22 protein-coding genes and 2 pseudogenes are annotated in these 22680 nt (G+C 71.6%); 8 read left to right on the top strand and 16 right to left on the bottom strand.

The window, feature by feature from the left end; translation table 11 throughout:
- Nucleotides 1-25 precede the first annotated feature (25 nt).
- From ACTWJ9_RS29720 to ACTWJ9_RS29710, 3 genes and pseudogenes are all read right to left on the bottom strand, one after another.
- Entirely contained in the window at nucleotides 26-952 is a 927-nt protein-coding gene (locus ACTWJ9_RS29720) for a hypothetical protein (protein WP_443294952.1), read from the bottom strand.
- A 369-nt stretch (nucleotides 953-1321) separates the two neighbouring features.
- A pseudogene (locus ACTWJ9_RS29715) lies at nucleotides 1322-1648 on the bottom strand (response regulator); the annotation flags it as partial.
- 137 nt (nucleotides 1649-1785) lie between these two features.
- Nucleotides 1786-2484: a TetR/AcrR family transcriptional regulator gene (locus ACTWJ9_RS29710; RefSeq protein WP_279337348.1), complete on the bottom strand. Its 699-nt coding sequence runs from the start codon at nucleotides 2482-2484 to the stop codon at nucleotides 1786-1788.
- A gap of 157 nt (nucleotides 2485-2641) precedes the next feature.
- Between ACTWJ9_RS29710 and ACTWJ9_RS29705 the strand changes: the two genes are divergently transcribed.
- Entirely contained in the window at nucleotides 2642-3097 is a 456-nt protein-coding gene (locus ACTWJ9_RS29705; protein ID WP_279337347.1) for a nitroreductase/quinone reductase family protein, read from the top strand.
- Here the strand turns inward: ACTWJ9_RS29705 and ACTWJ9_RS29700 are convergent.
- Nucleotides 3087-4340, bottom strand: a complete 1254-nt coding sequence (locus tag ACTWJ9_RS29700; RefSeq protein WP_279337346.1) for a geranylgeranyl reductase family protein — start codon at nucleotides 4338-4340, stop codon at nucleotides 3087-3089. The genes ACTWJ9_RS29705 and ACTWJ9_RS29700 overlap by 11 nt on opposite strands.
- Nucleotides 4341-4570: 230 nt before the next feature.
- Here ACTWJ9_RS29700 and ACTWJ9_RS29695 point away from each other — a divergent pair, with 230 nt between their 5' ends.
- Nucleotides 4571-5932, top strand: coding sequence for a dipeptidase (locus ACTWJ9_RS29695; RefSeq protein ID WP_387042337.1), 1362 nt, complete (start codon nucleotides 4571-4573; stop codon nucleotides 5930-5932).
- Between the two features lie 157 nt (nucleotides 5933-6089).
- Here ACTWJ9_RS29695 and ACTWJ9_RS29690 read toward each other — a convergent pair whose 3' ends face one another.
- From ACTWJ9_RS29690 to ACTWJ9_RS29680, 3 genes are all read right to left on the bottom strand, one after another.
- Nucleotides 6090-7130, bottom strand: coding sequence for an NUDIX hydrolase (locus ACTWJ9_RS29690; protein WP_279337344.1), 1041 nt, complete (start codon nucleotides 7128-7130; stop codon nucleotides 6090-6092).
- Between the two features lie 139 nt (nucleotides 7131-7269).
- Nucleotides 7270-7461, bottom strand: coding sequence for a hypothetical protein (locus ACTWJ9_RS29685; RefSeq protein WP_443294951.1), 192 nt, complete (start codon nucleotides 7459-7461; stop codon nucleotides 7270-7272).
- Nucleotides 7462-7538: 77 nt separating this feature from the next.
- Nucleotides 7539-8492, bottom strand: a complete 954-nt coding sequence (locus ACTWJ9_RS29680) for an ROK family protein (RefSeq protein ID WP_279337342.1) — start codon at nucleotides 8490-8492, stop codon at nucleotides 7539-7541.
- A 211-nt stretch (nucleotides 8493-8703) separates the two neighbouring features.
- Here ACTWJ9_RS29680 and ACTWJ9_RS29675 point away from each other — a divergent pair, with 211 nt between their 5' ends.
- Together ACTWJ9_RS29675 and ACTWJ9_RS29670 are read left to right on the top strand one after the other, a co-directional pair.
- The gene (locus ACTWJ9_RS29675; protein ID WP_279337341.1) at nucleotides 8704-9780 is read left to right on the top strand and encodes a LacI family DNA-binding transcriptional regulator; all 1077 of its coding nucleotides are present in this window, start codon (nucleotides 8704-8706) and stop codon (nucleotides 9778-9780) included.
- Nucleotides 9781-9787: 7 nt separating this feature from the next.
- Complete coding sequence (locus ACTWJ9_RS29670; RefSeq protein ID WP_279337340.1) at nucleotides 9788-10615, top strand: hypothetical protein; 828 nt, start codon at nucleotides 9788-9790, stop codon at nucleotides 10613-10615.
- 12 nt (nucleotides 10616-10627) lie between these two features.
- On the opposite strand, the gene ACTWJ9_RS29665 is transcribed toward ACTWJ9_RS29670, so the two are convergent.
- Nucleotides 10628-11932, bottom strand: a complete 1305-nt coding sequence (locus tag ACTWJ9_RS29665) for a DUF6986 family protein (protein ID WP_279337339.1) — start codon at nucleotides 11930-11932, stop codon at nucleotides 10628-10630.
- 227 nt (nucleotides 11933-12159) lie between these two features.
- Here ACTWJ9_RS29665 and ACTWJ9_RS29660 point away from each other — a divergent pair, with 227 nt between their 5' ends.
- Nucleotides 12160-13065, top strand: a complete 906-nt coding sequence (locus ACTWJ9_RS29660) for an endonuclease/exonuclease/phosphatase family protein (RefSeq protein ID WP_387039267.1) — start codon at nucleotides 12160-12162, stop codon at nucleotides 13063-13065.
- 102 nt (nucleotides 13066-13167) lie between these two features.
- Here ACTWJ9_RS29660 and ACTWJ9_RS29655 read toward each other — a convergent pair whose 3' ends face one another.
- From ACTWJ9_RS29655 to ACTWJ9_RS29640, 4 genes and pseudogenes are all read right to left on the bottom strand, one after another.
- The gene (locus ACTWJ9_RS29655) at nucleotides 13168-14130 is read right to left on the bottom strand and encodes an electron transfer flavoprotein subunit alpha/FixB family protein (protein WP_388706128.1); all 963 of its coding nucleotides are present in this window, start codon (nucleotides 14128-14130) and stop codon (nucleotides 13168-13170) included.
- A gap of 61 nt (nucleotides 14131-14191) precedes the next feature.
- Complete coding sequence (locus ACTWJ9_RS29650) at nucleotides 14192-14980, bottom strand: electron transfer flavoprotein subunit beta/FixA family protein (RefSeq protein WP_387039271.1); 789 nt, start codon at nucleotides 14978-14980, stop codon at nucleotides 14192-14194.
- Nucleotides 14981-15200: 220 nt separating this feature from the next.
- Nucleotides 15201-15729 (bottom strand): annotated as a pseudogene (locus ACTWJ9_RS29645) (flavin reductase family protein).
- Between the two features lie 84 nt (nucleotides 15730-15813).
- Entirely contained in the window at nucleotides 15814-16200 is a 387-nt protein-coding gene (locus ACTWJ9_RS29640) for a thioredoxin family protein (protein ID WP_279338138.1), read from the bottom strand.
- Between the two features lie 377 nt (nucleotides 16201-16577).
- Between ACTWJ9_RS29640 and ACTWJ9_RS29635 the strand changes: the two genes are divergently transcribed.
- Nucleotides 16578-17306: a lysophospholipid acyltransferase family protein gene (locus ACTWJ9_RS29635; RefSeq protein WP_279337335.1), complete on the top strand. Its 729-nt coding sequence runs from the start codon at nucleotides 16578-16580 to the stop codon at nucleotides 17304-17306.
- 103 nt (nucleotides 17307-17409) lie between these two features.
- Here ACTWJ9_RS29635 and ACTWJ9_RS29630 read toward each other — a convergent pair whose 3' ends face one another.
- Genes ACTWJ9_RS29630 through ACTWJ9_RS29620 form a run of 3 tightly spaced genes read right to left on the bottom strand, consistent with a single transcriptional unit; the run spans nucleotide 17410 to nucleotide 20662 of the window.
- The gene (locus ACTWJ9_RS29630) at nucleotides 17410-18483 is read right to left on the bottom strand and encodes a threonine aldolase family protein (protein ID WP_279337334.1); all 1074 of its coding nucleotides are present in this window, start codon (nucleotides 18481-18483) and stop codon (nucleotides 17410-17412) included.
- Nucleotides 18480-19226 carry an SDR family NAD(P)-dependent oxidoreductase gene (locus tag ACTWJ9_RS29625; RefSeq protein WP_279337333.1) on the bottom strand — a complete coding sequence of 249 codons (747 nt, stop codon included), beginning with the start codon at nucleotides 19224-19226 and terminating at the stop codon, nucleotides 18480-18482. The genes ACTWJ9_RS29630 and ACTWJ9_RS29625 overlap by 4 nt, the downstream gene beginning before the upstream one ends.
- A gap of 38 nt (nucleotides 19227-19264) precedes the next feature.
- Nucleotides 19265-20662 carry a DUF6421 family protein gene (locus ACTWJ9_RS29620; RefSeq protein WP_387039274.1) on the bottom strand — a complete coding sequence of 466 codons (1398 nt, stop codon included), beginning with the start codon at nucleotides 20660-20662 and terminating at the stop codon, nucleotides 19265-19267.
- A gap of 252 nt (nucleotides 20663-20914) precedes the next feature.
- Between ACTWJ9_RS29620 and ACTWJ9_RS29615 the strand changes: the two genes are divergently transcribed.
- Nucleotides 20915-21598, top strand: coding sequence for a glycerophosphodiester phosphodiesterase (locus tag ACTWJ9_RS29615; protein ID WP_384199801.1), 684 nt, complete (start codon nucleotides 20915-20917; stop codon nucleotides 21596-21598).
- A 6-nt stretch (nucleotides 21599-21604) separates the two neighbouring features.
- On the opposite strand, the gene ACTWJ9_RS29610 is transcribed toward ACTWJ9_RS29615, so the two are convergent.
- On the bottom strand, nucleotides 21605-22147 hold the full coding sequence (locus tag ACTWJ9_RS29610; protein WP_279337330.1) for a GNAT family N-acetyltransferase: 543 nt from the start codon (nucleotides 22145-22147) through the stop codon (nucleotides 21605-21607).
- Between the two features lie 93 nt (nucleotides 22148-22240).
- On the opposite strand from ACTWJ9_RS29610, the gene ACTWJ9_RS29605 reads away from it, so the two are divergent.
- Entirely contained in the window at nucleotides 22241-22642 is a 402-nt protein-coding gene (locus ACTWJ9_RS29605) for a VOC family protein (RefSeq protein ID WP_279337329.1), read from the top strand.
- Nucleotides 22643-22680 lie beyond the last annotated feature (38 nt).

Raw genomic sequence — 22680 nt, 5'->3', positions numbered from 1 at the left:
CGACTGCTATGACGTCAGGCATGGCTCAGGCCACGCTTCCGGAAGCCTTCTTGCGCTTCAGCGCGTAGGCACCGGCACCGAGGACCGCCAGGGCGGCCAGGCCGCCACCGGAGACACCCGGGTCCGCGAGGCCGCCACCGCCGGCGTGCACTCCGCCGTGCGGCTTCTCCTTGTAGCCGCCCTCGTCCTCCTTGTAGCCGCCCTCGTCCTTGTAGCCGCCCTCGTCCTTCTTGTAGCCGCCCTCGTCCTTGTAGCCGCCCTCGTCCTGCTTGCCGCTCCAGTCGTCCCCGTTCACGGCCGCGAGAGCCCCACCACCGGTGTGCACTCCGCCGTGCGGCTTCTTCTTGTACTCGTCGTCCTTGTCGTTCTTGTACTCGTCGCCCTTGTCGCCCCTGCAGTCGCCCTTCTCGTCCTTGTACTCGTCGCTCTTCTCGTCCCTGCAGTCGCCCTCGTCCTCGTAGTCCCCCTCGTCCTCCTTGTCCTCGTAGCCGCCCTCGTCCTGCTTGCCGCTCCAGTCGTCCCCGCTCACGGCCGCGAGAGCCCCACCACCGGTGTGCACTCCGCCGTGCGGCTTCTTCTTGTACTCGTCGTCCTTGTCGTTCTTGTACTCGTCGCCCTTGTCGCCCTTCTTGTAGTCGCCCTCGTCCTCCTCGCCCTTCTTGTAGTCGCCCTCGTCCTTCTCGTCCTTGTACTCGCCGTCGTCCTTCTCGTCCTTGTACTCGCCGTCGTCCTCGCCCACAGCGGTGAGAGCGCCGCCACCGGTGTGCACTCCGCCGTACGGCTTCTTCTCGTAGTCGTCCTCGTCGTGGCTGCTGTCCTCCTTGTGCTCCTTGCTGTAGGAAGACTTGTCGTGGTCCGAGTCGCCCATATGGGCGGCAAAGGCTGCAGGCGCCCCGACCACGAGGGCCGCGGTGGCCGTCGCGGTGGCGAGCAGCATGCGGGCAGAGCGCATCTGACTTTCCTTCCGTCGGCGCGCCCGGCTGCTGACACTTAACCAGCACGGTTGACCGGGCCCCGACGTGATTAACCGTCAGTCATAAGAGCCGCTCCCACCATTCGAGGCGTTCACACGGGTTACGGCTTCACCCCGACGGCGTACCGGCGAGTGCTCACGGGGTGGCGGCGGCTCCGCGCTCCCTTCAGTCTCCCGGGCACCGTCGAAGGTCTCCCGCTCCGGGCCGGGCCGGTGCTCGCGTCAGTTCTCTCCCTCGTCCGTGTGGTCGGTGCGCTGCCGCGGTTCCGGACGACTGCTCAGCTCAGCCCAGCCGGCCCGGCCGCACCAGGCCCGACTCGTTGACCAGGAAGACCAGTTGTGCCCGGTCGCGGCTGGCTCCTTGGAACGGGTCGCGAACCCGGCGATCAGACGCCGGGGCACCGCCGGTGGGAGCAGCGCGTCTCCCGCGACCACAGCCTGCGCCGCGCACAGGAGTTCCTCCGGATCGGTGTCCTTCACCAGGAAACCCGAGACACCCGACCGGATCGCCTCGAAGACGTACTCGTCCAGCTCGAAGGTGGCGAGCATGACCACCTTCATGACCGTCAGGTCCGTGTGTCCGGTGACCCTGCGGGTGACAGCCGGCCCGTCGAGTGCGGGCATGCGGATGTCCATGAGGACGATGTCGAGCCGCAGTTCGCGGATCAGCAGTACCGTGCCGGACACGAACGGCAGCAGTCGCGCGAGGGGACCGGCGGCACCGGCCGGGCGGGCCGGGCCGCCACATCCCCGACGTCGCGATCACGTGCACTCCCGGCGAAGTACGTGATCAAGGGTGCCTGGGGAGGCCGCTACGCCGATGCCGGCAGCCCCACGGAGTGGGCGAGCCGGCCCACCGCGTGCCGGAAGAACGTCTCGCGGTCCTCCACGACCCGGTGGAACTGCCCGAACACCTCGAACCCGATCAGTCCGTACAGCTCGGCCCAGGCCGCCACCATCGCCGCCACCACCTCCGGGGGGAGGTCCGGCGCGAGGTCGGCGGCCATCCGCTCGGCTTCCGGCCGCAGCCCGGCCGGAAGCGGGGGTTTCGCCAGGGCGGAGTCGCGCTGCGCGTCCCGCAGGATGTCCATCATCAGGAAGCCCAGGCGGGCGGCGGCCGGGACGGTGGTCTCCGGCGCGCTGTATCCGGGCACCGGCGACCCGTAGATCAGCGCGTACTCGTGCGGGCGCCCGAGCGCCCAGTCACGCGCACCCTCGCAGACCGCGGTCCAGCGCCGGGCCGGCGCGGTGTCGGCGACCGCGTCGTGGGCTGCTTCCACAGCGTCACCGAGGGAGTCGTAGGCGTCGATGATGAGCGCGGTCAGCAGGTCGTCGCGGCTCGGGAAGTACCGGTACATCGCGGAGGAGGCCATACCGAGCTCGCGGGCCACGGCCCGCAGTGAGAGCTTGGCGGCGCCTTCCGCCGCGAGCTGACTGCGGGCCGCCTCCTTGATGGCCGCGGTGACTTCGAGCCTCGCTCGGGCACGGGCGCCGTGTGCAGTGCTGCTCATGCGCCTCAGTGTCCCACAGGTCCAGAGCAGCGCACACAAAAGAGAGCAGTGCTCTTGATTTCTCGCGCCGGCGTCGTGCAGACTGAGGACACGTAGCGAGAGCAGTGCTCACAAAAGAGAGCGTCGCTCCCCACGGCATTCCGACCGGAGGACACCGATGGCGTCGTCAACGCCCTACTACCGCAAGAGCAGTCCCGTGGCTGTCCGGCTCAACAGCGTCATCGGCTGGCTGGCCCGGCACGGGGTCAGCCTCGCCGGCACCGCCGAGATGTCCGTCCGCGGCCGCAAGAGCGGCCGGATGCAGCGCATCCCGGTCAACCCGCACATCTGGGAGGGCACGCAGTACCTGGTCTCGGCGCGCGGCCACTCCCAGTGGGTACGCAACATGCGCGCTGCCGGGGGCGGGGAACTGCGCGTCGGGCGCAAGGTCCGCTCCTTCACCGCGGTGGAGCTTCCCGACGAGGAGAAGCTCCCGATCCTGCGGACCTACCTGAAGAAGTGGGGCTGGGAGGTGAACCAGTACTTCCAGGGGGTCACCGCCGAGTCCTCCGACGAGGAGATCGTCGCGTCCGCCCCCGACCACCCGGTCTTCCGGATCACGGTCACGAACTGACGGACGCGCCCTCGGAGTCGGACCCGCCGCCCGCGGGACGCCGGTCCAGCGCGGTCATGGCGCGGTGGGCCAGCGGATGGGTGCGGACCAGCTCGCCCAGTGTCGTCGCCCCGCGCGTGATGTCCCGGAACGCCTTCCAGGCGGGGCGAAAGCCGGTGAGGACGGCGTGGAACACCCCGGGACGCCGTTCGAACGCGGCCAGCATCCGCTTGCCGACGCTCATCTCGACTCCGAGTCCCGCCTTGACCGCGAAGGCGTAGTTCAGCGCCTGTCGGCGCGTGTCCACGGCGTCGTGCGCCTCGGCGATACGCACCGCCCACTCCCCCGCCAGCCGGCCCGAGCGCAGCGCGAAGGAGATGCCCTCACGGGTCCAGGGTTCCAGCAGTCCGGCGGCGTCCCCGCAGACGAGTACCCGGCCGCGTGAGAGCGGCGAGTCCTCGGCGCGGCAGCGGGTCAAGTGGCCGGAGGAGATACTCGGTTCGAAGCCGGCGAGGCCGAGCCGTCCGATGAAGTCCTCCAAGTACCGCTTGGTCGCGGCGCCTTCGCCTCGCCGTGAGATCACACCGACGGTCAGTGTGTCCCCCTTGGGGAAGACCCACCCGTAACTGCCGGGCATCGGCCCCCAGTCGATGAGCACCCGCCCCTTCCAGTCCTCGGCGACGGTCTCCGGCACCGGGATCTCCGCCTCGAGCCCCAGGTCGACCTGGTCGACCTTGACCCCGACGTGCGCTCCTATCCGGCCGGCGCTGCCGTCCGCGCCGACCACGGCCCGCGCGAGCACGGTCTCACCGCCCTGCAGGACGAGGGCGACCGTGCGGCGGTCCGGCACGGCCGAGCCGTGCTGCTCGACCCGCTGCACGGCGGCGCCGGTCCGCAGTTCGGCGCCAGCCTTCTGCGCGTGCTCCACCAGCTGGTGGTCGAACTCGGGCCGGTTGATCAGTCCGAACAGCATCTGCCTCGACCGGCGGGTGCGGGTGAAGCGGCCGTTGTGGGAGAACGTCACCGCGTGCACGCGGTCCTTCAGCGGAAGTTCGAAGCCGGGGGGCAGCGAGTCGCGCGAGGGGCCGATGATGCCGCCGCCGCAGGTCTTGTAGCGCGGCAGGTCCGCCTTCTCCAGCAGCAGCACGCGCCGCCCCGCGACCGCCGCCGCGTAGGCGGCCGAGGCCCCCGCGGGTCCCGCGCCCACCACGACGACGTCCCATACCTGCCGTGCGTCGTCCGCCGAAGAGTTCTCGCTGCTCACGATGGTTACTGCTCCCGATCCAGCCGCCTGCCTCCCCCAGGCTCTCGGCTCCGCTCGAGCAGGGGGCACCCCGTCTGTCTCCCGCATACTACGGCGACGATCACTCGAGGCCGCTGTGGGAGGATCGGACGGCATGGATGCCCCGTACAAGGGCCTTGCCCGTGCCGCATGACCGTCCCGCACACGAAAGTACGCATCCGTACAACGTCGCACCCACAAGGAGCGTGCCCATGTCGTCGAATCCGGTCGCCGTGACCGTCGCCTCGCTGATGCCCCGGGCGAAGGAGGAACTCGCCGAACTGGTGGCCTTCAGGTCGGTGGCGGACTTCGACCAGTTCCCGCGCGGTGAGAGCGAGGGCGCCGCGCGCTGGATCGCGGACGCGCTCGCCGCCGAGGGGTTCCAGGACGTGGCCCTCCTCGACACCCCGGACGGGACCCAGTCGGTGTACGGCTACCTCCCCGGCCCCGAGGGCGCGAGGACAGTGCTCCTGTACGCCCACTACGACGTGCAGCCGCCGCTGGACGAGGCGGGCTGGGACACCCCGCCGTTCGAACTGACCGAGCGGGACGGCCGCTGGTACGGGCGCGGGGCCGCCGACTGCAAGGGTGGCGTGCTCATGCATCTGCTGGCCCTGCGCGCGCTCCAGGCCGACGGGGGTGTGCCCGTCCACGTCAAGGTGATCGCCGAGGGGTCGGAGGAACAGGGCACCGGCGGCCTGGAGCGGTACGCCGAGCAGCACCCCGAACTCCTGGCGGCCGACGCCGTCGTCATCGGCGACAGCGGCAACTTCCGCGCCGGTCTGCCGACGGTGACCTCCACCCTGCGCGGCATGACGCTCGTACGGCTGCGGGTCGACACCCTCGAGGGCAACCTGCACTCGGGCCAGTTCGGCGGCGCCGCCCCCGACGCCCTGGCCGCCCTGGTCCGCGTCCTGGACTCGCTGCGCGCCGAGGACGGCAGTACCACCGTCGACGGGCTGACCGGCGACAGCACGTGGGACGGACTGCAGTACGACGACGAGCAGTTCCGCAAGGACGCCAAGGTGCTCGACGGCGTGGACCTGATCGGCTCCGGCACGGTCGCCGACCGTATCTGGGCCCGCCCGGCCGTCACCGTCCTCGGCATCGACTGCCCGCCGGTCGTCGGCGCCACCCCGTCCGTGCAGGCGAGCGCCCGCGCGCTGATCAGCCTGCGCGTGCCGCCGGGCGTGGACGCGGTCGAGGCGACCAAGCTGCTCCAGGCGCACCTGGAGGCGCACACGCCGTGGGGTGCGCGGGTGAGCACCGAGCAGATCGGGCAGGGTCAGGCGTTCCGCGCCGACACCACCAGCCCGGCCTACCGGGCCATGGCCGACGCGATGGCGGTCGCGTACCCGGGCCAGGAGATGAGTTACGCCGGCCAGGGCGGCTCCATCCCGCTGTGCAGCACCCTCGCGGCGCTCTACCCGCGGGCGGAGATCCTCCTTATCGGGCTGAGCGAGCCGGAGGCCCAGATCCACGCGGTGAACGAGAGCGTCTCCCCCGACGAGCTGGAGCGGCTGTCGGTCACGGAGGCGCTGTTCCTGCGCAACTACGCGGCCACCGTGGGCTGATTCCGCCGGGCCCGTCCGACGTTCTGCCGCGCTGCCGCCGTGCGCGGATCCGGACACACGCACGGCGGCAGCGCTCTGCGCGGGCGGCGGACGCGGCCGGGGCGTCCCACCGAGCCTGTGGGCGCCGAGCGGCCCGCCGCCGTCCCGCGTCCGCTCCTCAGCCGACCGGTACCCCCGCTTCCAGGTACATGGCCTTCCCGCGTTCCCGTGCCCGCAGGGCGCGGCAGAGGCGCTCGTAGCGCACCGGGGGCAGCATGTCGGCGGCCTCCGTCTCGGAGACGAAGCGCCAGTCGCGCAGTTCGGGGCCGGGCAGCAGCAGCCGCGCGGCGTCGGCGGCGGCCAGACGACCGCCGTCGAAGAGCAGGCGCAGACCGCCGTAGGCGGGCGGCGCGGGTGGTTCCCAGTCGACGACGAGTAGCGTCGGCACGTCGTCGAGGCGGATCCCGGTCTCCTCGGCGACCTCGCGCACGCCCGCCCGCGCGGGTGCCTCCCCGGGTTCGACGACCCCGCCCGGGAACTCCCAGCCCGGCTTGTAGGTCGGGTCCACGAGGAGCACTCTGTCCCGCTCGTCGAAGAGCAGGACACCGGCGGCCACGGTCTCGGCGGTCGGCTCGGGTGTCTGCACGATGTCGCAGGCGGGCACCTCTCCGTTGCCGACCGCCTCGGCGATGCGGGCGGCGGCGGCGTACGGAGTCAGCGGGCCGGTGTCGACCGGGTAGGCGTCGGCGGTGAGCCAGGAGGCCAGGGCCGCCCGGTACGGCTCGATGTGGTCGTAGCACCACTGCCGTACCCGCATCTCGCCGTCCGGGAGGTCCGGTGGGACCTCCCGGCCCGCTATTCGCTCGCGCAGGATCGTTTCCGCCGGGGCGAGGAGAACATGCCGGACCGGAATGCGGCGGGCCGCGAGGCCGCCGAAGATCTCGTCCCGGTACTCCTGTCTCAGCAGGGTCATCGGAACGACGAGGGTCCCGCCGAGTTCGGCGAGCATCGCCGCCGCCGTGTCTATCACCAGCCGGCGCCAGATGGGAAGGTCCTGGTAGTCGCCGACCTCGGCGAGGTGTTTGGGCGGAAGCAGATGGCCCAGCGCCCCGCCGACCACCTCGGGGTCGAAGAGCGCGCTGTTCGGGATCAGTTCGATCAGTTCCCGTGCGGTCGCCGTCTTCCCCGCACCGAACGCACCGTTGATCCAGACGATCACGGTTCCCCCTCTTCTGTCGGCCCCCTGTGGCTTGCCCGCTCCACCCTGCCACGGAAACCAGCCCCAGTTGAGAACGCACGCCGACGGCGCCGACGCCCCTCGAGGGGCGTCGGCGCCGTGGATTTCGCGGTGGGTCCCGTCAGCCCCTGGCCTCCCGGTCGTCGTCGGCGAGGAGCGGGCTCTCGTCGGCGACGGTCCGGTCGAGGGCGCTGAGGGCGTCGCCGGCGGGGAGGCTGTTGAGGCTCTCACCGAGCGCGTGCGAGGGGGTGATCGCCGCGACGACGAAGCCGGTGGCGAGGGAGGCGATGGCGAGCATGCTGCGCTTCTTCATGCCCGGCCCAACTGCCGGAACCGCCTCGGGGTCACGCGGCACGGCGAACACGGCGTGATGTGTACGGCCGGCCGCCCTCAGACGCCCGCGGCGGCCGGGTCCTTCCGCCTCGCCAGCGCCGCGGCCGCCGCGCCCACCAGGCCGGCGTCGGTGCCCATCTGCGCCGGTGTCACCACGAGCCGCTGGACGAAGGACAGGGTCGCGTACTCGGTCAGGGCCTGCCGCAGAGGCGCGAAGAGGACCTCGCCCGCCTTGCCCACTCCCCCGCCGACCACGGCGATGTCGATCTCGACGAGGGTCGCGGTGGCCGCGATCCCGGCGGCCAGTGCCCGCGCGGCCCGGGCGAACGACGCCACGGCCACCGGGTCCCCGGCCCGGGCGGCGGCGGCCACCGCGGCGGCGGAGGTGTCGCCGTCCGGTCCGGGGCGCCAGCCGTTCTCCAGGGCCCGGCGGGCGATGTTGGGGCCGCTCGCGATGCGTTCCACACAGCCGCGTGAGCCGCACGGGCACGGGTCGCCGTCGAGATCCACACTGATGTGGCCGATGTGCCCCGCGTTGCCGGTCGGCCCGGGGTGCAGCCGGCCGCCCAGCACCAGTCCGCCGCCGACCCCGGTCGAGACGACCATGCACAACGCGTTGTCATGGCCGCGGGCGGCGCCCTGCCAGTGTTCGGCCGCGGTGATCGCCACACCGTCGCCGATCAGTTCCACGGGCAGTCCGCCGGTCGCCTCCCGGACCCCGGCGACCAGCGGGTGGTCACGCCAGCCGGGCACGTTCACCGGGCTCACGGTGCCCGCCGAGGCGTCCACGGGGCCGGCGCTGCCGATGCCGACCGCGCCCGCGTTCTCCCACAGCGGGGACGCGGTGAGCTCCGCCAGCACCGCCCCGACCGCCCGCATCACGGTGTCGCCGTCCTCCTCGGCGGGTGTCGGCCGCTGGGCACGGACCAGGATCCGGCCGCGGCCGTCCACCAGTGCGCCGGCGATCTTGGTACCGCCGATGTCGAGCGCCGCCACGAGGTCGGTGTGCATCAGTGTCGGATCTCCCCCGTCAACTGTCAAAAAGCGCCGAAATGACCCATGCCCGGCCAGGAACCGACACACAGGGCGAGTCACACCTCGATCTCGCGGTGGTCCGCGGGCCGGAGTGCGCGACGAACAGTGTCCCCCGAGCTTGACAACGTTGTCCAGGCTCTATGCTCGACGCCACATCCTCATACAAGCCCATGGATCCACGCATCCCGTGGTCGACAGGACAGGACACCGCACCGTGCCGGAGACGCCCCGCCGCACCGACCGCCTCTCAGGGCCCCGTTACGGCAACCGTCCGACCATGAAGGACGTGGCGGCCCGCGCCGGAGTCGGACTGAAGACGGTCTCGCGGGTGGTCAACGGCGAGCCCGGGGTCACGCCGGAGACGGAGCGCCGGGTGCAGGAGTCCATCGACGCCCTCGGTTTCCGCCGCAACGACAGCGCCCGGGTGCTCCGCAAGGGCAGCACCGCCAGTGTCGGTCTGGTCCTGGAGGATCTCGCGGACCCGTTCTACGGTCCGCTGAGCCGGGCGGTCGAGGAGGTCGCCCGCGCGCACGGCGCGCTGCTGATCAACGGCTCCAGCGCGGAGGACGCCGACCGCGAACAGGAGCTGGTGCTGGCGCTGTGCGCCCGCCGGGTGGACGGGCTGGTGGTGATTCCGGCCGGTGACGACCACCGGTATCTGGAACCGGAGCTCAAGGCGGGCGTCGCCACGGTCTTCGTGGACCGGCCGGCTGGCCTCATCGACGCCGACGTCGTCCTCTCGGACAACTTCGGCGGTGCCCGTGACGGCGTGGCGCACCTGATCGCCCACGGGCACCGGAGGATCGGTTTCATCGGTGACATGCCGGGCATCCACACCGCGTCCGAGCGGCTGCGCGGCTACCGCGCCGCCATGGAGGACGCGGACATACAGGTGGAGGACGCCTGGATCTCGCTCGGCGTCACCGACCCCGAGCGGGTGCGCCGGGCCACCGAGGAGATGCTCTCCCACCCGGACCCGGTCACCGCGGTCTTCGCGGGCAACAACCGGGTGACCGTCACCGTGATCCGGGTCCTGACCGAGCAGTCCCGTCAGGTCGCGCTCGTCGGCTTCGACGACATCGAACTCGCCGATCTGCTCCAGCCGGGTGTCACGGTCGTCGCCCAGGACGCGGCGGCCCTCGGCCGGACCGCGGCCGAGCGCCTCTTCCGCCAGCTGGACGGCACCCTGCGCGCCCCCGAGCGCATCGAGCTGCCGACCCGGCTGATCACACGCGGCTCCGGCGAACTGCCCCCGGCGGACTGAGCCCGCGGTGTCCACCGAGGACCGCACCGGTGACCCGGGTCCCGCAGGACGCACACTGCGGGCGCTGGGCCTGGCCGAGGCGCCGCGCGAGCACCCGCTGCGGTATCCGGGGCCGTGGCCACGGGAGTCGGGGCTGCTCGACGGGGACCGGCTGCTGCCGCTGGACCGCCTGGTCCACGAGGACCGGGTGCCCGTCCTCGCCTTCGGTTCCAACGCCAGCCCCGGCCAACTGCGCCACAAGGTGGCCCGGTTCGGAATCTCCTCGCCCGTCCCCATGGTGCGGGCCCGGGTGACCGGTGTCGACGTGGGCGTCTCGGCGCATGTGAGCCGGATGGGCTATGTGTCCGCTTCTCCGCTCAAGGCCCCCGGTGTCGAACGGGAGTTGTTCGTGATCTGGCTCGACGCCGAGCAGCTCTCGGCGATCGACGCGAGCGAGGGCGTGCCGCTGCCGGACGGCAACTACGACCGCGCCTGGCTGCCCGCACCCGACGTCCGCGTGGAACTCCCCGACGGCACCCCGCTCCCCGGCGCCCACGCCTACGTCAACCGGCACGGCGTCCTGCACGACGGCACCGGAGCCCCGCGCACCCACTGCGGGCAGCGCCCCCTGCTCACCGGACTCCTCATGGGATCGAGGAGGTTGCGGGAACTGTTCGGCGTCTCCGCCGAACAGTTCAGTACGCGGGCCCGTGCCGACCGGCTGCTGTGCGCGCGGGGCACGCGGGTGTTCGCCGAGGAGCACCTGGTGACGTCGTCGGGTCTGGAGCGGTACGTACGGTCCCGGCGGGCGGGGAGCCCGGGCGCCGGCGTGTCCTCGTCGCCGCCCCGCGCGTAGCCGGCGGCGGGGCTACCGGGCGGAGGCCGCCGGGCCGCCGCGGCGCGGGGACGCGAAGCCCTCCAGGCCGGCGCGGGTGAGACCGCTCGCCCGCGCGACCTCGGCGAGGTCCAGGGCGCCGCAGTCCAGGCCGCGCAGCAGGTGTCCGGCGAGGGCCTTGGCGGTGGCGGGCTCGTCCATGACGTCACCGGCGGTCCGGTCGACGTACCGGGCGAGCCGGGCGGCGGCCTGCTCGAAGCCCTCGCGGTAGAAGGCGAAGACGGCCGCGTAACGGGTGGGAAGGTGACCGGGGTGCATGTCCCAGCCCTGGTAGTAGGCACGGGCGAGGGCGCGGCGGGTGAGGCGGTGGTGCAGCCGCCAGGCCGCGTGGACCTGTGCGGTCGGGCCGACGGGCAGGACGTTGGTGGAGCCGTCCGAGAGGCGTACGCCGGTGCCCGCGGCGGCGACCTGCATGACGGCCTTGGCGTGGTCGGCGGCCGGATGGTCACTGGCCTGGTGGGCCGCGGAGACACCGAGGCAGGCGCTGTAGTCGAAGGTGCCGTAGTGCAGTCCGGTGGCGCGGCCCGCGGCGGCCTGGATCATCCGGGCGACGGTGGCGGTGCCGTCGGCGGCGAGGACGGCCTGGCTGGTCTCGATCTGGATCTCGAAGCCGAGCCGGCCGGGCTCGAGGCCGCGCGCCTCCTCGAACGCCTCGAGAAGCCGCACCATGGCGGTGACCTGCTCGGGACAGCTGACCTTGGGCAGGGTCAGCGCCAGTCCGGCGGGCAGCGGGCCGGCCTCGGCCAGGCCGGTGAGGAAGATGTCGAGGGTGCGGATGCCCCGGTCGCGCACGGCGGCCTCGAGGCACTTCATCCGGATCCCCATGCAGGGGGCGGCCGTGCCGTCCCGGTACGCCTCGGCGATCAGCAGGGCCGCGCGGGCGGCGGTCTCGTCCTCCTCGGCGTCGGGGCGGTTGCCGTAGCCGTCCTCGAAGTCGACGCGCAGATCCTCGACGGGCTCGCGCTCCAGCTTCGAGCGGACGCGGCCGTACACGTCCTCGGCGAGTGCCGGGTCCAGCCCGATGGCGTCGGCGAACGAGGCGGCGTCCGGGGCGTGTTCGTCGAGCGTGGCCAGGGCCTGGTCGCCCCAGGAGCGGAGGGTCCCGGCGGTGAAGGCGTCGCCGGGGACGTAGACGGTGTGGACGGGCTGGCGGGTGCCGGGGTCTCCGGGATAGCGCCGCGCCAGTTCGGCGTCGACGGGCGCCAGAAAGGCGCCGATCTCCGCGCCGACGGCGTCCGTGAGGCTCGTCGCGACCTGCTCCTGCCGGCCCTGGCTCATCTCCCACACCCGCCCGTCTTCCGCGGTACGGAATCAATAATCCGTCGAACGAAGCTAACGAAGCTATCGGGCGGCCTCCGCGCCGGTCAACACCGTCTTACGCCTCGCTCACAGCCCGATCCACTCCACCTTCTCGGCATGTTCACGTCCCTCTGGCACTGTTTGTACTCGCCGTCTCCGCCCGACTCGCCCGGAAACCGCCGCACAGCACCAGCGAAGGAGCTTCTGTGCCGAACCACAGCCGAGTCACGCGCCGCCTGGGACTGAAAACCGCGCTCGCCGCCTCCGTCGCGCTTCCGCTCTCCAGTACGGCACTGCCCCCCGAGCCCGCCTCGGCCCGGGAACGTCCGGACCGGCCGCTGGAGGTCATGTCGTTCAACCTGCGCTTCGCGAGTACGGCGGAACCCCACAGCTGGGCCTCCCGCAGACCCGTGACGCGCCGGCTGCTGCGCCGCGAGCAGCCGCACGTCATCGGCACCCAGGAGGGCCTCCACCAGCAACTGCGCGACATCGAGGCCGATCTGGGGCCGTCCTACGACTGGATCGGCACCGGCCGGGCGGGCGGCAGCCGCGACGAGTTCATGGCGGTCCTCTACGACACCCGCCGGCTCGCCCCGCTGGAGTACGACCACTTCTGGCTGTCCGACACGCCGTACACGATCGCCTCGAACACCTGGGGCAGCGCCCACCTCCGCATGGTCACCTGGGTCCGCTTCCGCGATCTGCGCGCCGGCGGCCGGGAGTTCTACGTCCTCAACACCCATCTGGACAACGCCAGCCAGTACGCACGCGAGCGGGCCGCCGCCCTGATCGCCGAGCGCGTCGCCGGCCTCGCGCGCTCCCTGCCGGTGATCGTGACGGGGGACTTCAACGTCGCCGCCCACGGGAACCCGGTGTACGGCACGCTGCTGGGCGCCGGTCTCGTCGACACCTGGGACGCGGCGGCCGGCCGGGGCGAGCCCTACGGGACGTTCCACGGGTACGGGCCGCTCGTGCCGGACGGTGCCCGCATCGACTGGGTCCTGACCACACCCGGCGCCACGGTGCACCGCGCCTCGGTCAACACCTTCTCCCTGGACGGCCGGTACCCGAGCGACCATCTGCCGGTACAGGCGTCACTGACCCCGGGATGACCGGCACCGCATCGGAACAGGAGGCGCCGGGACAGGCCGAGGCCCCCACGACCACGGGAACTCGAGGTGCGGTCGCGGGGGCCTCGTACAGTGCGGGGACGGTCAGCCCTTGCGGGCCTTGACCTCCTCGGTGAGCTGCGGGACCACGTCGAACAGGTCGCCGACCACGCCGTAGTCGACCAGGTCGAAGATCGGGGCCTCGGCGTCCTTGTTGACCGCCACGATCGTCTTCGAGGTCTGCATGCCCGCCCGGTGCTGGATCGCACCGGAGATACCGGCGGCCACGTACAGCTGCGGCGAGACGGACTTGCCGGTCTGGCCGACCTGGCTGGTGTGCGGGTACCAGCCCGCGTCCACCGCGGCACGCGAGGCACCCACGGCCGCACCGAGGGAGTCGGCGAGCGCCTCGATGACCGCGAAGTTCTCCGCGCCGTTGACCCCGCGGCCACCGGAGACCACGATCGCGGCCTCGGTCAGCTCCGGACGGCCCGTCGACTCCCGCGGCGTACGCGAGACGACCTTGGTGCCCTTCGCCTGCTCGGAGAACGTGACGTCCAGGGCCTCGACCGCACCGGCGGCCGGGGCCGGCTCCACGGCCGCGCTGTTGGGCTTGACCGTGATGACCGGGATGCCCTTGGAGACACGGGAGCGGGTGGTGAAGGCGGCAGCGAACACCGACTGCACGGCCACCGGGCCCTCGTCGCCGGCCTCCAGGTCGATGGCGTCGGTGATGACGCCCGAGCCCAGGCGCAGCGCCAGGCGGGCCGCGATCTCCTTGCCCTCGGCGGACGAGGAGACCAGCACGGCGGCCGGGGAGACGGCCGCGACCGCGGCCTGCAGGGCGTCCACCTTCGGCACGACCAGGTAGTCGGCGTACTCGGCGGCCTCGTGGGTGAGGACCTTCACCGCGCCGTGCTCGGCCAGCGTGGCGGCGGTGTCGGCGGCGCCGTCGCCCAGCGCGACGGCGACCGGCTCGCCGATGCGGCGGGCCAGCGTCAGCAGCTCCAGGGTCGGCTTGCGGACCGCGCCGTCCGCGTGGTCGACGTAGACGAGAACTTCAGCCATGGGACTTCTTCTCTCCTGCTTGCGAAGTATGAGGGGCGGGAAGCGAGTTGAGCCTCGTAGCTCAGACGAACTTCTGGCTCGCGAGGAACTCGGCGAGCTGCTTGCCGCCCTCGCCCTCGTCCTTGACGATCGTGCCCGCGGTGCGGGCCGGACGCTCGGTCGCCGACTCGACCACGGTGTAGGCGCCCTCCAGGCCGACCTCCTCCGCCTCGAGGTCGAGGTCGGACAGGTCCCAGGAGGTCACCGGCTTCTTCTTCGCCGCCATGATGCCCTTGAACGACGGGTAGCGCGCCTCGCCCGACTGGTCGGTGACCGACACGACGGCCGGCAGCGACGCCTCGAGCTGCTCGGTCGCGGCGTCGCCGTCCCGGCGGCCCCTGACGGTGCCGTCCTCCAGGGCCACCTCGGACAGCAGCGTCACCTGCGGCACGCCCAGGCGCTCCGCGAGCAGCGCCGGCACCACACCCATGACGCCGTCGGTGGAGGCCATGCCGGAGAGGACCAGGTCGTAGCCGGCCTTCTCGATCGCCCTGGCCAGCACCAGCGAGGTGCCGATCGCGTCGGTGCCGTGCAGGTCGTCGTCCTCGACGTGGATCGCCTGGTCGGCGCCCATGGACAGCGCCTTGCGCAGCGCGTCCTTGGCGTCCTCCGGACCCACCGTCAACACGGTGATCTCCACGTCGTCGTCGGAGTTCTCCGAGATCTGCAGCGCCTGCTCGACCGCGTACTCGTCCAGCTCGGAGAGCAGACCGTCCACGTCGTCGCGGTCGACGGTCAGGTCATCGGCGAAGTGCCGGTCGCCCGTGGCGTCGGGCACATACTTCACGGGGACAACGATCCTCAAGCTCACGCCGGCTCTCCTACTGCATCGTCATTTCTGGCTGCCTGCCTTCAGGCAGCATAAGCGCCTCAAACGGCCGTTCCCGATCGGGGCGAAGCACTCTTCCCAACAAAATATTACTCGCCAGTACACCCAGTTCTTTCCCGCTGAGCAAGCGCTTTGAACTGTGACCTTCGCAACGCAGCGTAACCGGAACCCGACGGGCCCGCAGCAGGGACCCCCGGCCCGGTCAGTCGCGCAGTGCGCGGAACCGGCCCTGATGGTGGACGAGGGGCCGGCCGGGGCCGGTGTGGTCGCCGAGCAGGACCTCGGCCAGCACGATCCGGTGGTCACCGGCGGGCACCCGGGCCACCACCGCGCACACCGCCCGGGCGAGGACGCCGCCTGGCACGGGGACGCCCTCGGGGCCCTCGCGCCAGGCGGTGGCCGCGCCGAAGCGGTCGGCGCCGGGGCGGGCGAAGGTGGTCACCAGCTCCCGCTGGTGCTCACCCAGCACACGGACCCCGACGTGGTCGCCCGCGGCGATGGCGGGCCAGCTGGCGCCCCCGGTGCCGACACCGAAGGAGAGCATGGGGGGGATCGGCCGAGACCGAGGCGAGGGAGGTGGCGGTGAAGCCGACCGGGCCGGACTCCCCACGCGCGGTGATCACCGCCACGCCCGCCGCGTGCTGCCGGAAGACGGAGCGCAGCAGCTCCGGCGAGGCGGGCACCCACCGGGGGTGAAGGAGTTCCGAGCACTTCGAGTACGCCGAGAACATGATGTCAGGCTGACGACGGGGGCCACGCACCGTCAAGTCGGCCCCGGAATATGGGAGATGACTCACGGGGGGGGCGCTCCTCCGTCACATCGCCTCCCCCAGCGCGGCGATCACATCGGCCTTGCGCGGCTGCCCGGCGGCCCGCCGCACGACACGGCCGTCGGCGTCGAGGACCAGCACCGTCGGCGTCCTGAGGATCTCGAGCCGGCGTACGAGGTCCAGGTGGGCCTCGGCGTCGATCTCCACATGGGCCACGCCCGGGACCAGGCCGGCCACCTCGTCGAGCACCCGCCGGGTCGCCCGGCAGGGTGCGCAGAAGGCGCTGGAGAACTGCACCAGTGTGGCGCGTTCACCCAGTTCCGCACCGAGTTCCGGCGCTCGGAGCCGCTTGCCGTCGTCCCGCCCGCGCACCCGCACTCTCCCGCTCCGCCGCCGCCGCGGCACTCCGTGGGCACTCGCCGCCGCGAGCACCGGCACACACCGTCATGACCGTCGGTCCGGTCAGCCCGGTCACCGACCCTTCGTAGCGTTCACGAGGCCGCAAAGATTCCCGGTGTCCTGTACGGATTCGCGTACGGGACACTTGTTCCACGGGCATCGACGCGGGAGGGTCGCAGGATGCACCCGCTCCCACGGCGGACGACGGGGCGCACGGGGTAACGGCGACGCAAAAGCCCGAGGTGGATCAAGGGGGTGGACGTGACGAGAATCTCGCCGCAGGCGGCCCTCAGGGCTGGTTCGCCGGTCGTTCTTGGGGCACCATCAGCGACAAGCCGTAAACCTACGGCTGCGTAACTTCGGCTGGGAGTCCCCTTCCCAGACAGAGCAGGAAGGGTTCCACCCCACCCATGGCAGAACTCGTCTACCGCCCCGTGATCGGTTTCGCCCAGACTCTGTTCAAGGTGTGGGACCTCAAGATCGACTGCCAGGGTTCGGAGAACATCCCGCGATCGGGCGGCGCCGTGCTGGTGAGCAACCACATCAGCTACCTGGACTTCGTCTTCAACGGCCTCGCCGCCCTCCCGCAGAAGCGCCTCGTGCGCTTCATGGCGAAGGATTCCGTGTTCCGGCACCGGGTCTCCGGTCCGCTGATGCGCGGGATGAAGCACATCCCCGTGGACCGCAAGCAGGGCGAGACGGCGTACGCGCACGCGCTCGACTCGCTGCGGTCCGGCGAGATCGTGGGGGTCTTCCCGGAGGCGACCATCTCGCAGTCGTTCACGCTGAAGAGCTTCAAGTCGGGTGCCGCGCGCCTGGCGCAGGAGGCCGGCGTGCCGCTGATCCCGATGGCGGTGTGGGGCACCCAACGGCTGTGGACCAAGGGCCACCCCCGCAACTTCAAGCGCAGTCACACCCCGATCACCATGCGTGTCGGTGAGGCGCTCGAGGCGTCCAGGGACAAGTACGCGGGCGCGATCACCCGGCAGCTGCGGGAGCGCGTCCAGGAGCTGCTGGAGGCCGCGCAGCGCGCCTACCCGGTGCGCCCCAGGGGCCAGGACGACACCTGGTGGATGCCGGCGCATCTCGGCGGGACGGCCCCGACCCCGGAACAGGTCCGCGAGGCCGAGGCACGCTGAGCCCGGACACCCCCTCCGCGAACGGCGAGAACGGGGGCAGCCGCAAAAGCGCGGCCGGCCGGGAGTCGACGTGTTCCCGACCGGCCGCGCCCCCACGCGGTCCCTACGCGTGCGCCATCTCCTCCTTGAGCGCCGCCACGAACGTGTCCACGTCGTCCTCGGTGGTGTCGAAGGCGCACATCCAGCGGACGTCGCCGGCGGCCTCGTCCCAGAAGTAGAAGCGGAAGCGCTTCTGCAGCCGCTCGCTCACCTCGTGCGGCAGGCGGGCGAAGACCGCGTTGGCCTGTACCGGGTGGAGGATCTCCACGCCGTGCACGGCGCGTACGCCCTCGGCGAGGCGCTGGGCCATCTCGTTGGCGTGCCGGGCGTTGCGCAGCCACAGGTCCCGGGCCAGCAGGGCCTCCAGCTGCACCGAGACGAAGCGCATCTTCGAGGCGAGCTGCATGGACAGCTTGCGCAGGTGCTTCATGTGCCGGATGCCGTCCGGGTTCAGTACGACGACGGCCTCGCCGAACAGGGCACCGTTCTTGGTGCCGCCCAGGGAGAGCAGGTCGACGCCGGCCGCGTTGGTGAAGGTGCGCATCGGCACGTCCAGGGTGGCGGCGGCGTTGGCCAGCCGGGAGCCGTCGACGTGCACCTTCATGCCCCGGGCGTGCGCGTGCTCGCAGAGGGCGCGCATCTCCTCCGGCGTGTACACCGTGCCCAGCTCGGTGGCCTGGGCTACGGACACCACCTGCGGCATGGCACGGTGCTCGTCCTCCCAGCCGTACGCCTGCCGGTCGATCAGCTCGGGGGTGAGCTTGCCGTCCGGGGTGGGCACGGTGAGCAGCTTGATCCCGCCGACCCGCTCCGGTGCCCCGCCCTCGTCCACGTTGATGTGGGCGCTCTCGGCGCAGATCACCGCGCCCCAGCGGTCGGTGACCGCCTGGAGCGCGACGACGTTGGCGCCGGTGCCGTTGAAGACCGGGAAGGCCTCGGCGGTGGGGCCGAAGTGGCTGCGGATCACCTGCTGGAGGTTCTCCGTGTACGCGTCCTCGCCGTACGCGACCTGGTGTCCGCCGTTGGCCAGGGCCAGGGCGGCGAGCACCTCCGGATGGGCCCCGGCGTAGTTGTCGCTGGCGAAACCACGGACGGCCGGGTCGTGATGACGACGTGCGTCGGTCCTGGGCGGGTTCACGGCTTCTCGGTGAGCCACAGACGGGTTCCGTTCACTTCCGCGGCGGGCTTGTCCCAGACGCCGACGATGGCCTCGGCGAGGTCCTTGACGTCCGTGAAGCCCGCGAACTTCGCGTTGGGGCGGTCGGCACGCATCGCGTCGTGCACCAACGCCTTCACCACCAGGATCGCAGCCGCCGAGGTGGCCCCCTGCTCGCCCCCGGCCTTGCGGAAGTAGTCGGCCATGGCCAGCGTCCACGTCTCGGCGGCGGCCTTGGCGGCCGCGTAGGCCGCGTTGCCCGCGGTGGGCTTGCTGGCGCCGGCCGCGCTGATCAGGACGTACCGGCCGCGGTCGCTGCGCTGGAGCGCCTCGTGGAAGGCGAGCGAGGTGTGCAGCACGGTGCGTACCAGCAGCAGTTCCAGGAAGTCCCAGTCGTCCAGGCTGGTCTTGGTGAAGGTCTCGCTGCCGCGCCAGCCGCCGACCAGATGGACCAGGCCGTCGACCCGGCCGAACTCCTTCTCGGTGCGGGTGGCCCACTCGCGGGTGGAATCCAGGTCGAGCAGGTCGACCGTGTCACCCGTGACGGTGGCCCCGCCGTGCGCGTAGCGCGCCGCGTCCACGGCTGCCGCCAGCCGCTCCGGGTCGTTGTCGGAGCCGACCACCGTCGCCCCCGCCTCGGCCAGCCTGAGCAGTGCCGCACGCCCCGCGGGTCCCCCCGCGCCGGCCACCGCGATCACCGCACCCTCGAGCGCCCCGTTCCCCATGGTCCTCGCCTCCTGAGCAGTGTTGTGAACGAGGTCGCTCACGCGGCGACCCGCTCGGCGCTGTCCCCCACGATGCCCCTGGTCGAGGCGATCACGTTCTTCAGCTTCTTGGACAGTGCCTCATAGAACATGCTCAGCGGAAACTCGTCCGGAAGCACGTCATCGACGAGTTTCCGCGGCGGCTGCGTCAGGTCCAGTGCCTCGGGGCCCTTGGCCCACTTGGATCCCGGGTGCGGGGAGAGGTAGGTGGAGACCAGCTCGTAGCCGGCGAACCAGTGAACGAGCTTCGGGCGGTCGATGCCGTCGCGGTACAGCGTCTCGATCTCGGCGCACAGCTGGTTGGTGACCTGCGGGGCGCGGTCCCAGTCGATGCTGAGCTTGTTGTCGGTCCAGCGGACGACGTCGTGCTTGTGCAGGTAGGCGAAGAGCAGCTGACCGCCGAGGCCGTCGTAGTTGCGGACCCGCTCGCCGGTGACCGGGAAGCGGAACATCCGGTCGAACAGCACCGCGACCTGCACGTCACGTGCCTGCGGGACGCCGTCGCCGGCCAGCTTGACGGCCTCCTTGAAGGCGGTGAGGTCGCAGCGCAGCTCCTCCAGGCCGTACATCCAGAACGGCTGGCGCTGCTTGATCATGAACGGGTCGAAGGGCAGGTCGCCGTGGCTGTGGGTGCGGTCGTGGACCATGTCCCAGAGCACGAACGCCTCTTCGCAGCGCTTCTGGTCGTGCACCATGGCGGCGACGTCCCCGGGCAGCTCCAGGCCCAGGATGTCGACGGCGGCCTCGGTGACGCGGCGGAAGCGGGCGGCCTCGCGGTCGCAGAAGATACCGCCCCAGGTGAACCGCTCGGGAGCCTCGCGCACGGCGATGGTCTCGGGGAAGAGCACCGCGGAGTTGGTGTCGTAGCCCGCGGTGAAGTCCTCGAAGGTGATGCCGCAGAACAGCGGGTTGTCGTAGCGGGTGCGCTCCAGTTCGGCCAGCCAGTCGGGCCAGACCATGCGCAGCACGACCGCCTCGAGGTTGCGGTCGGGGTTGCCGTTCTGCGTGTACATCGGGAAGACCACCAGGTGCTGGAGGCCGTCCTCGCGGCTCGCGGCGGGCTGGAAGGCCAGCAGCGAGTCGAGGAAGTCGGGCACCTCGAAGCCGCCCTCGGCCCAGCGGCGCAGATCCTTCACCAGGGCCTCGTGGTAGGCGCGGTCGTGCGGGAGCAGCGGGGACAGCTCGTCGAGCGCGTCGGTCACCCGGCGCACCGCGGCCTCGGCCTCGGCGCGGCCCGGGGCCTCCTCGGCGTCGAAGTCGATCGAGCCGTCCTTCGCCTGCCAGGGCCGGATCCGCTGCACGGCATCCTTGAGCACGGGCCACGCCGGGTGCTCGACCACCCTTGCCGCCGGAGAAACACTCTCCTCCACACCCACCTGCACAAGAATTTCCGCCATGTCCCATCCTCCGCAAAAGAAACTTTGTGCGCCGACCGTATACATACAGGGTTTCCCCCAGCAAGAGGAGTCTCCGTAAATTATCCTGCGCTACCCCGGTGGTCACCGCATTTTTTCCTGCCCACCACTCGAGTGGGTGACACTCCTCAAAAATGATGTTCAGCGTCTGGACGGAACGGGCACAGGCGATACGGTCCAGGAGGGCCGTAGGGACGCGGCCCTGCGCCGCCGTCGACGGAAGCGAGTCGGATCTTGAACTTCCTCACCATCGGTCACCGCGGAGTCATGGGCGTCGAGCCCGAGAACACCCTTCGGTCCTTCGTCGCCGCCCAGGAGGCCGGCCTGGACGTCATCGAGCTCGATCTGCATCTCAGCAAGGACGGCGAACTCGTCGTCATGCACGACGCGGAACTGGACCGCACGACGGACGGCACGGGCCCGATCGCCGACCGGACCGTCGCCGAGCTGCGCGCCCTGGACGCCGGCCGCGGCGAGCACGTCCCCGTCTTCGCGGAGGTGCTGGAGGCCGTCCAGGCCCCGCTGCAGGCCGAGATCAAGGACGTCCAGGCAGCCAGGGCGCTGGCCGAGGTGATGAACCGGCGGGGCCTGACGGAGCGGATCGAGGTGTCCTCGTTCCACGACGACGCGATCGCCGAGATCGCGCGCCTGGTGCCGGGGGTGCGCACCGCGCTCGTCGCGAGCCGCTATGACACCGAGATCGTGGAGCGGGCGGTCGGCGTCGGCGCGGCGACCGTCTGCCTGAACATCCGCCGCCTCACCCTGGAGATCGTCGAACGGGCCCGCAAGGCGGACCTGAGGATCATCGGCTGGGTGGTGAACACGCAGGACCACCTCAGGCTGGTCCGGGCCCTCGGGCTCGACGGCGCGACCACCGACTACCCGCAGATCAAGCGCACCGGCCGCTTCACCGCGTGAGGGCCGTCAGGCCAGTTCCTTGACCAGCAGCTCGAACCGCAGGTCGGCACGGAGCGGAATACCGAACCGCTCGTCACCGTACGGGAAGGGCGTCGTCCTTCCCGTACGACGGTAGCCGCGCCGCTCGTACCAGGCGATCAGGTCCTCGCGCACCGAGATCACGGTCATGTGCATCTCGGTCGCGCCCCAGGTCTCGCGCACCAGGCGCTCCGCGTACGCGATGATCACCTTGCCGAGCCCGGTGCCCTGGTGCTCGGGGCTGACCGCGAACATGCCGAAGTAGGCGTGGTCGCCGCGGTGCTCGAGCTGGCAGCAGGCGACGATCCGGCCCTCGCGCTCCACCGTCAGCAGCCGGCTGTCCGGGGACTCGACGACCTGCCGCACCCCCTCGGCGTCGGTCCGCTGCCCCTCGAGGATGTCCGCCTCGGTGGTCCACCCGGCCCGGCTGGAGTCCCCCCGGTACGCCGACTCGATCAGCGCGACGAGGGCCTCCACATCGGCGGCGGCGGCGTCACGGAAGGTCAACGCGTTCTCGGTGACGGTATCCATGGGGCACTTCTCCGGTTTCTCGCTCGCCTCTGCGTCACTTCCCGGCGTGGCCAGGGCATGGAAGAGACTAACCCGGCCGCTACGCTCGGCCGCATGGTGCATGTACTCGGCAGTCGCGTCCTGCTGCGCCCCACCGATCCCGAGCGCTCCCGCGCCTTCTACGGCGAGCAGCTGGGCCTCGCCGTGTACCGCGAGTTCGGCACCGGCCCGGAGCGCGGCACCGTCTACTTCCTCGGCGGCGGCTTCCTGGAGCTGTCCGGCCGGTCCGACTCCCCGGCGGCCCCGGCGGCCACGGCTGCCCGGCTGTGGCTCCAGGTCGCGGACGTGGCGGCGGCCCACGAGGAGCTCCGGGACAAGGGCGTCGAGATCGTCCGGCCGCCGGTGCGGGAGCCGTGGGGCCTCATCGAGATGTGGACCGCCGACCCGGACGGCACGCCCATCGTCCTGGTGGAGACCCCGGCCGACCATCCGCTGCGGTACCGGCCGGGAATCTGAGGCCGGTGGTCCGGGACCGAGGAGGGGCGCGAAGGACG

It is taken from the genome of Streptomyces sp. GDS52, from assembly GCF_052246875.1.
Lineage (GTDB): Bacteria > Actinomycetota > Actinomycetes > Streptomycetales > Streptomycetaceae > Streptomyces > Streptomyces cathayae.
Note: the sequence above shows the minus strand (reverse complement) of the source record. Positions and strands in the feature narration are given on the sequence as shown.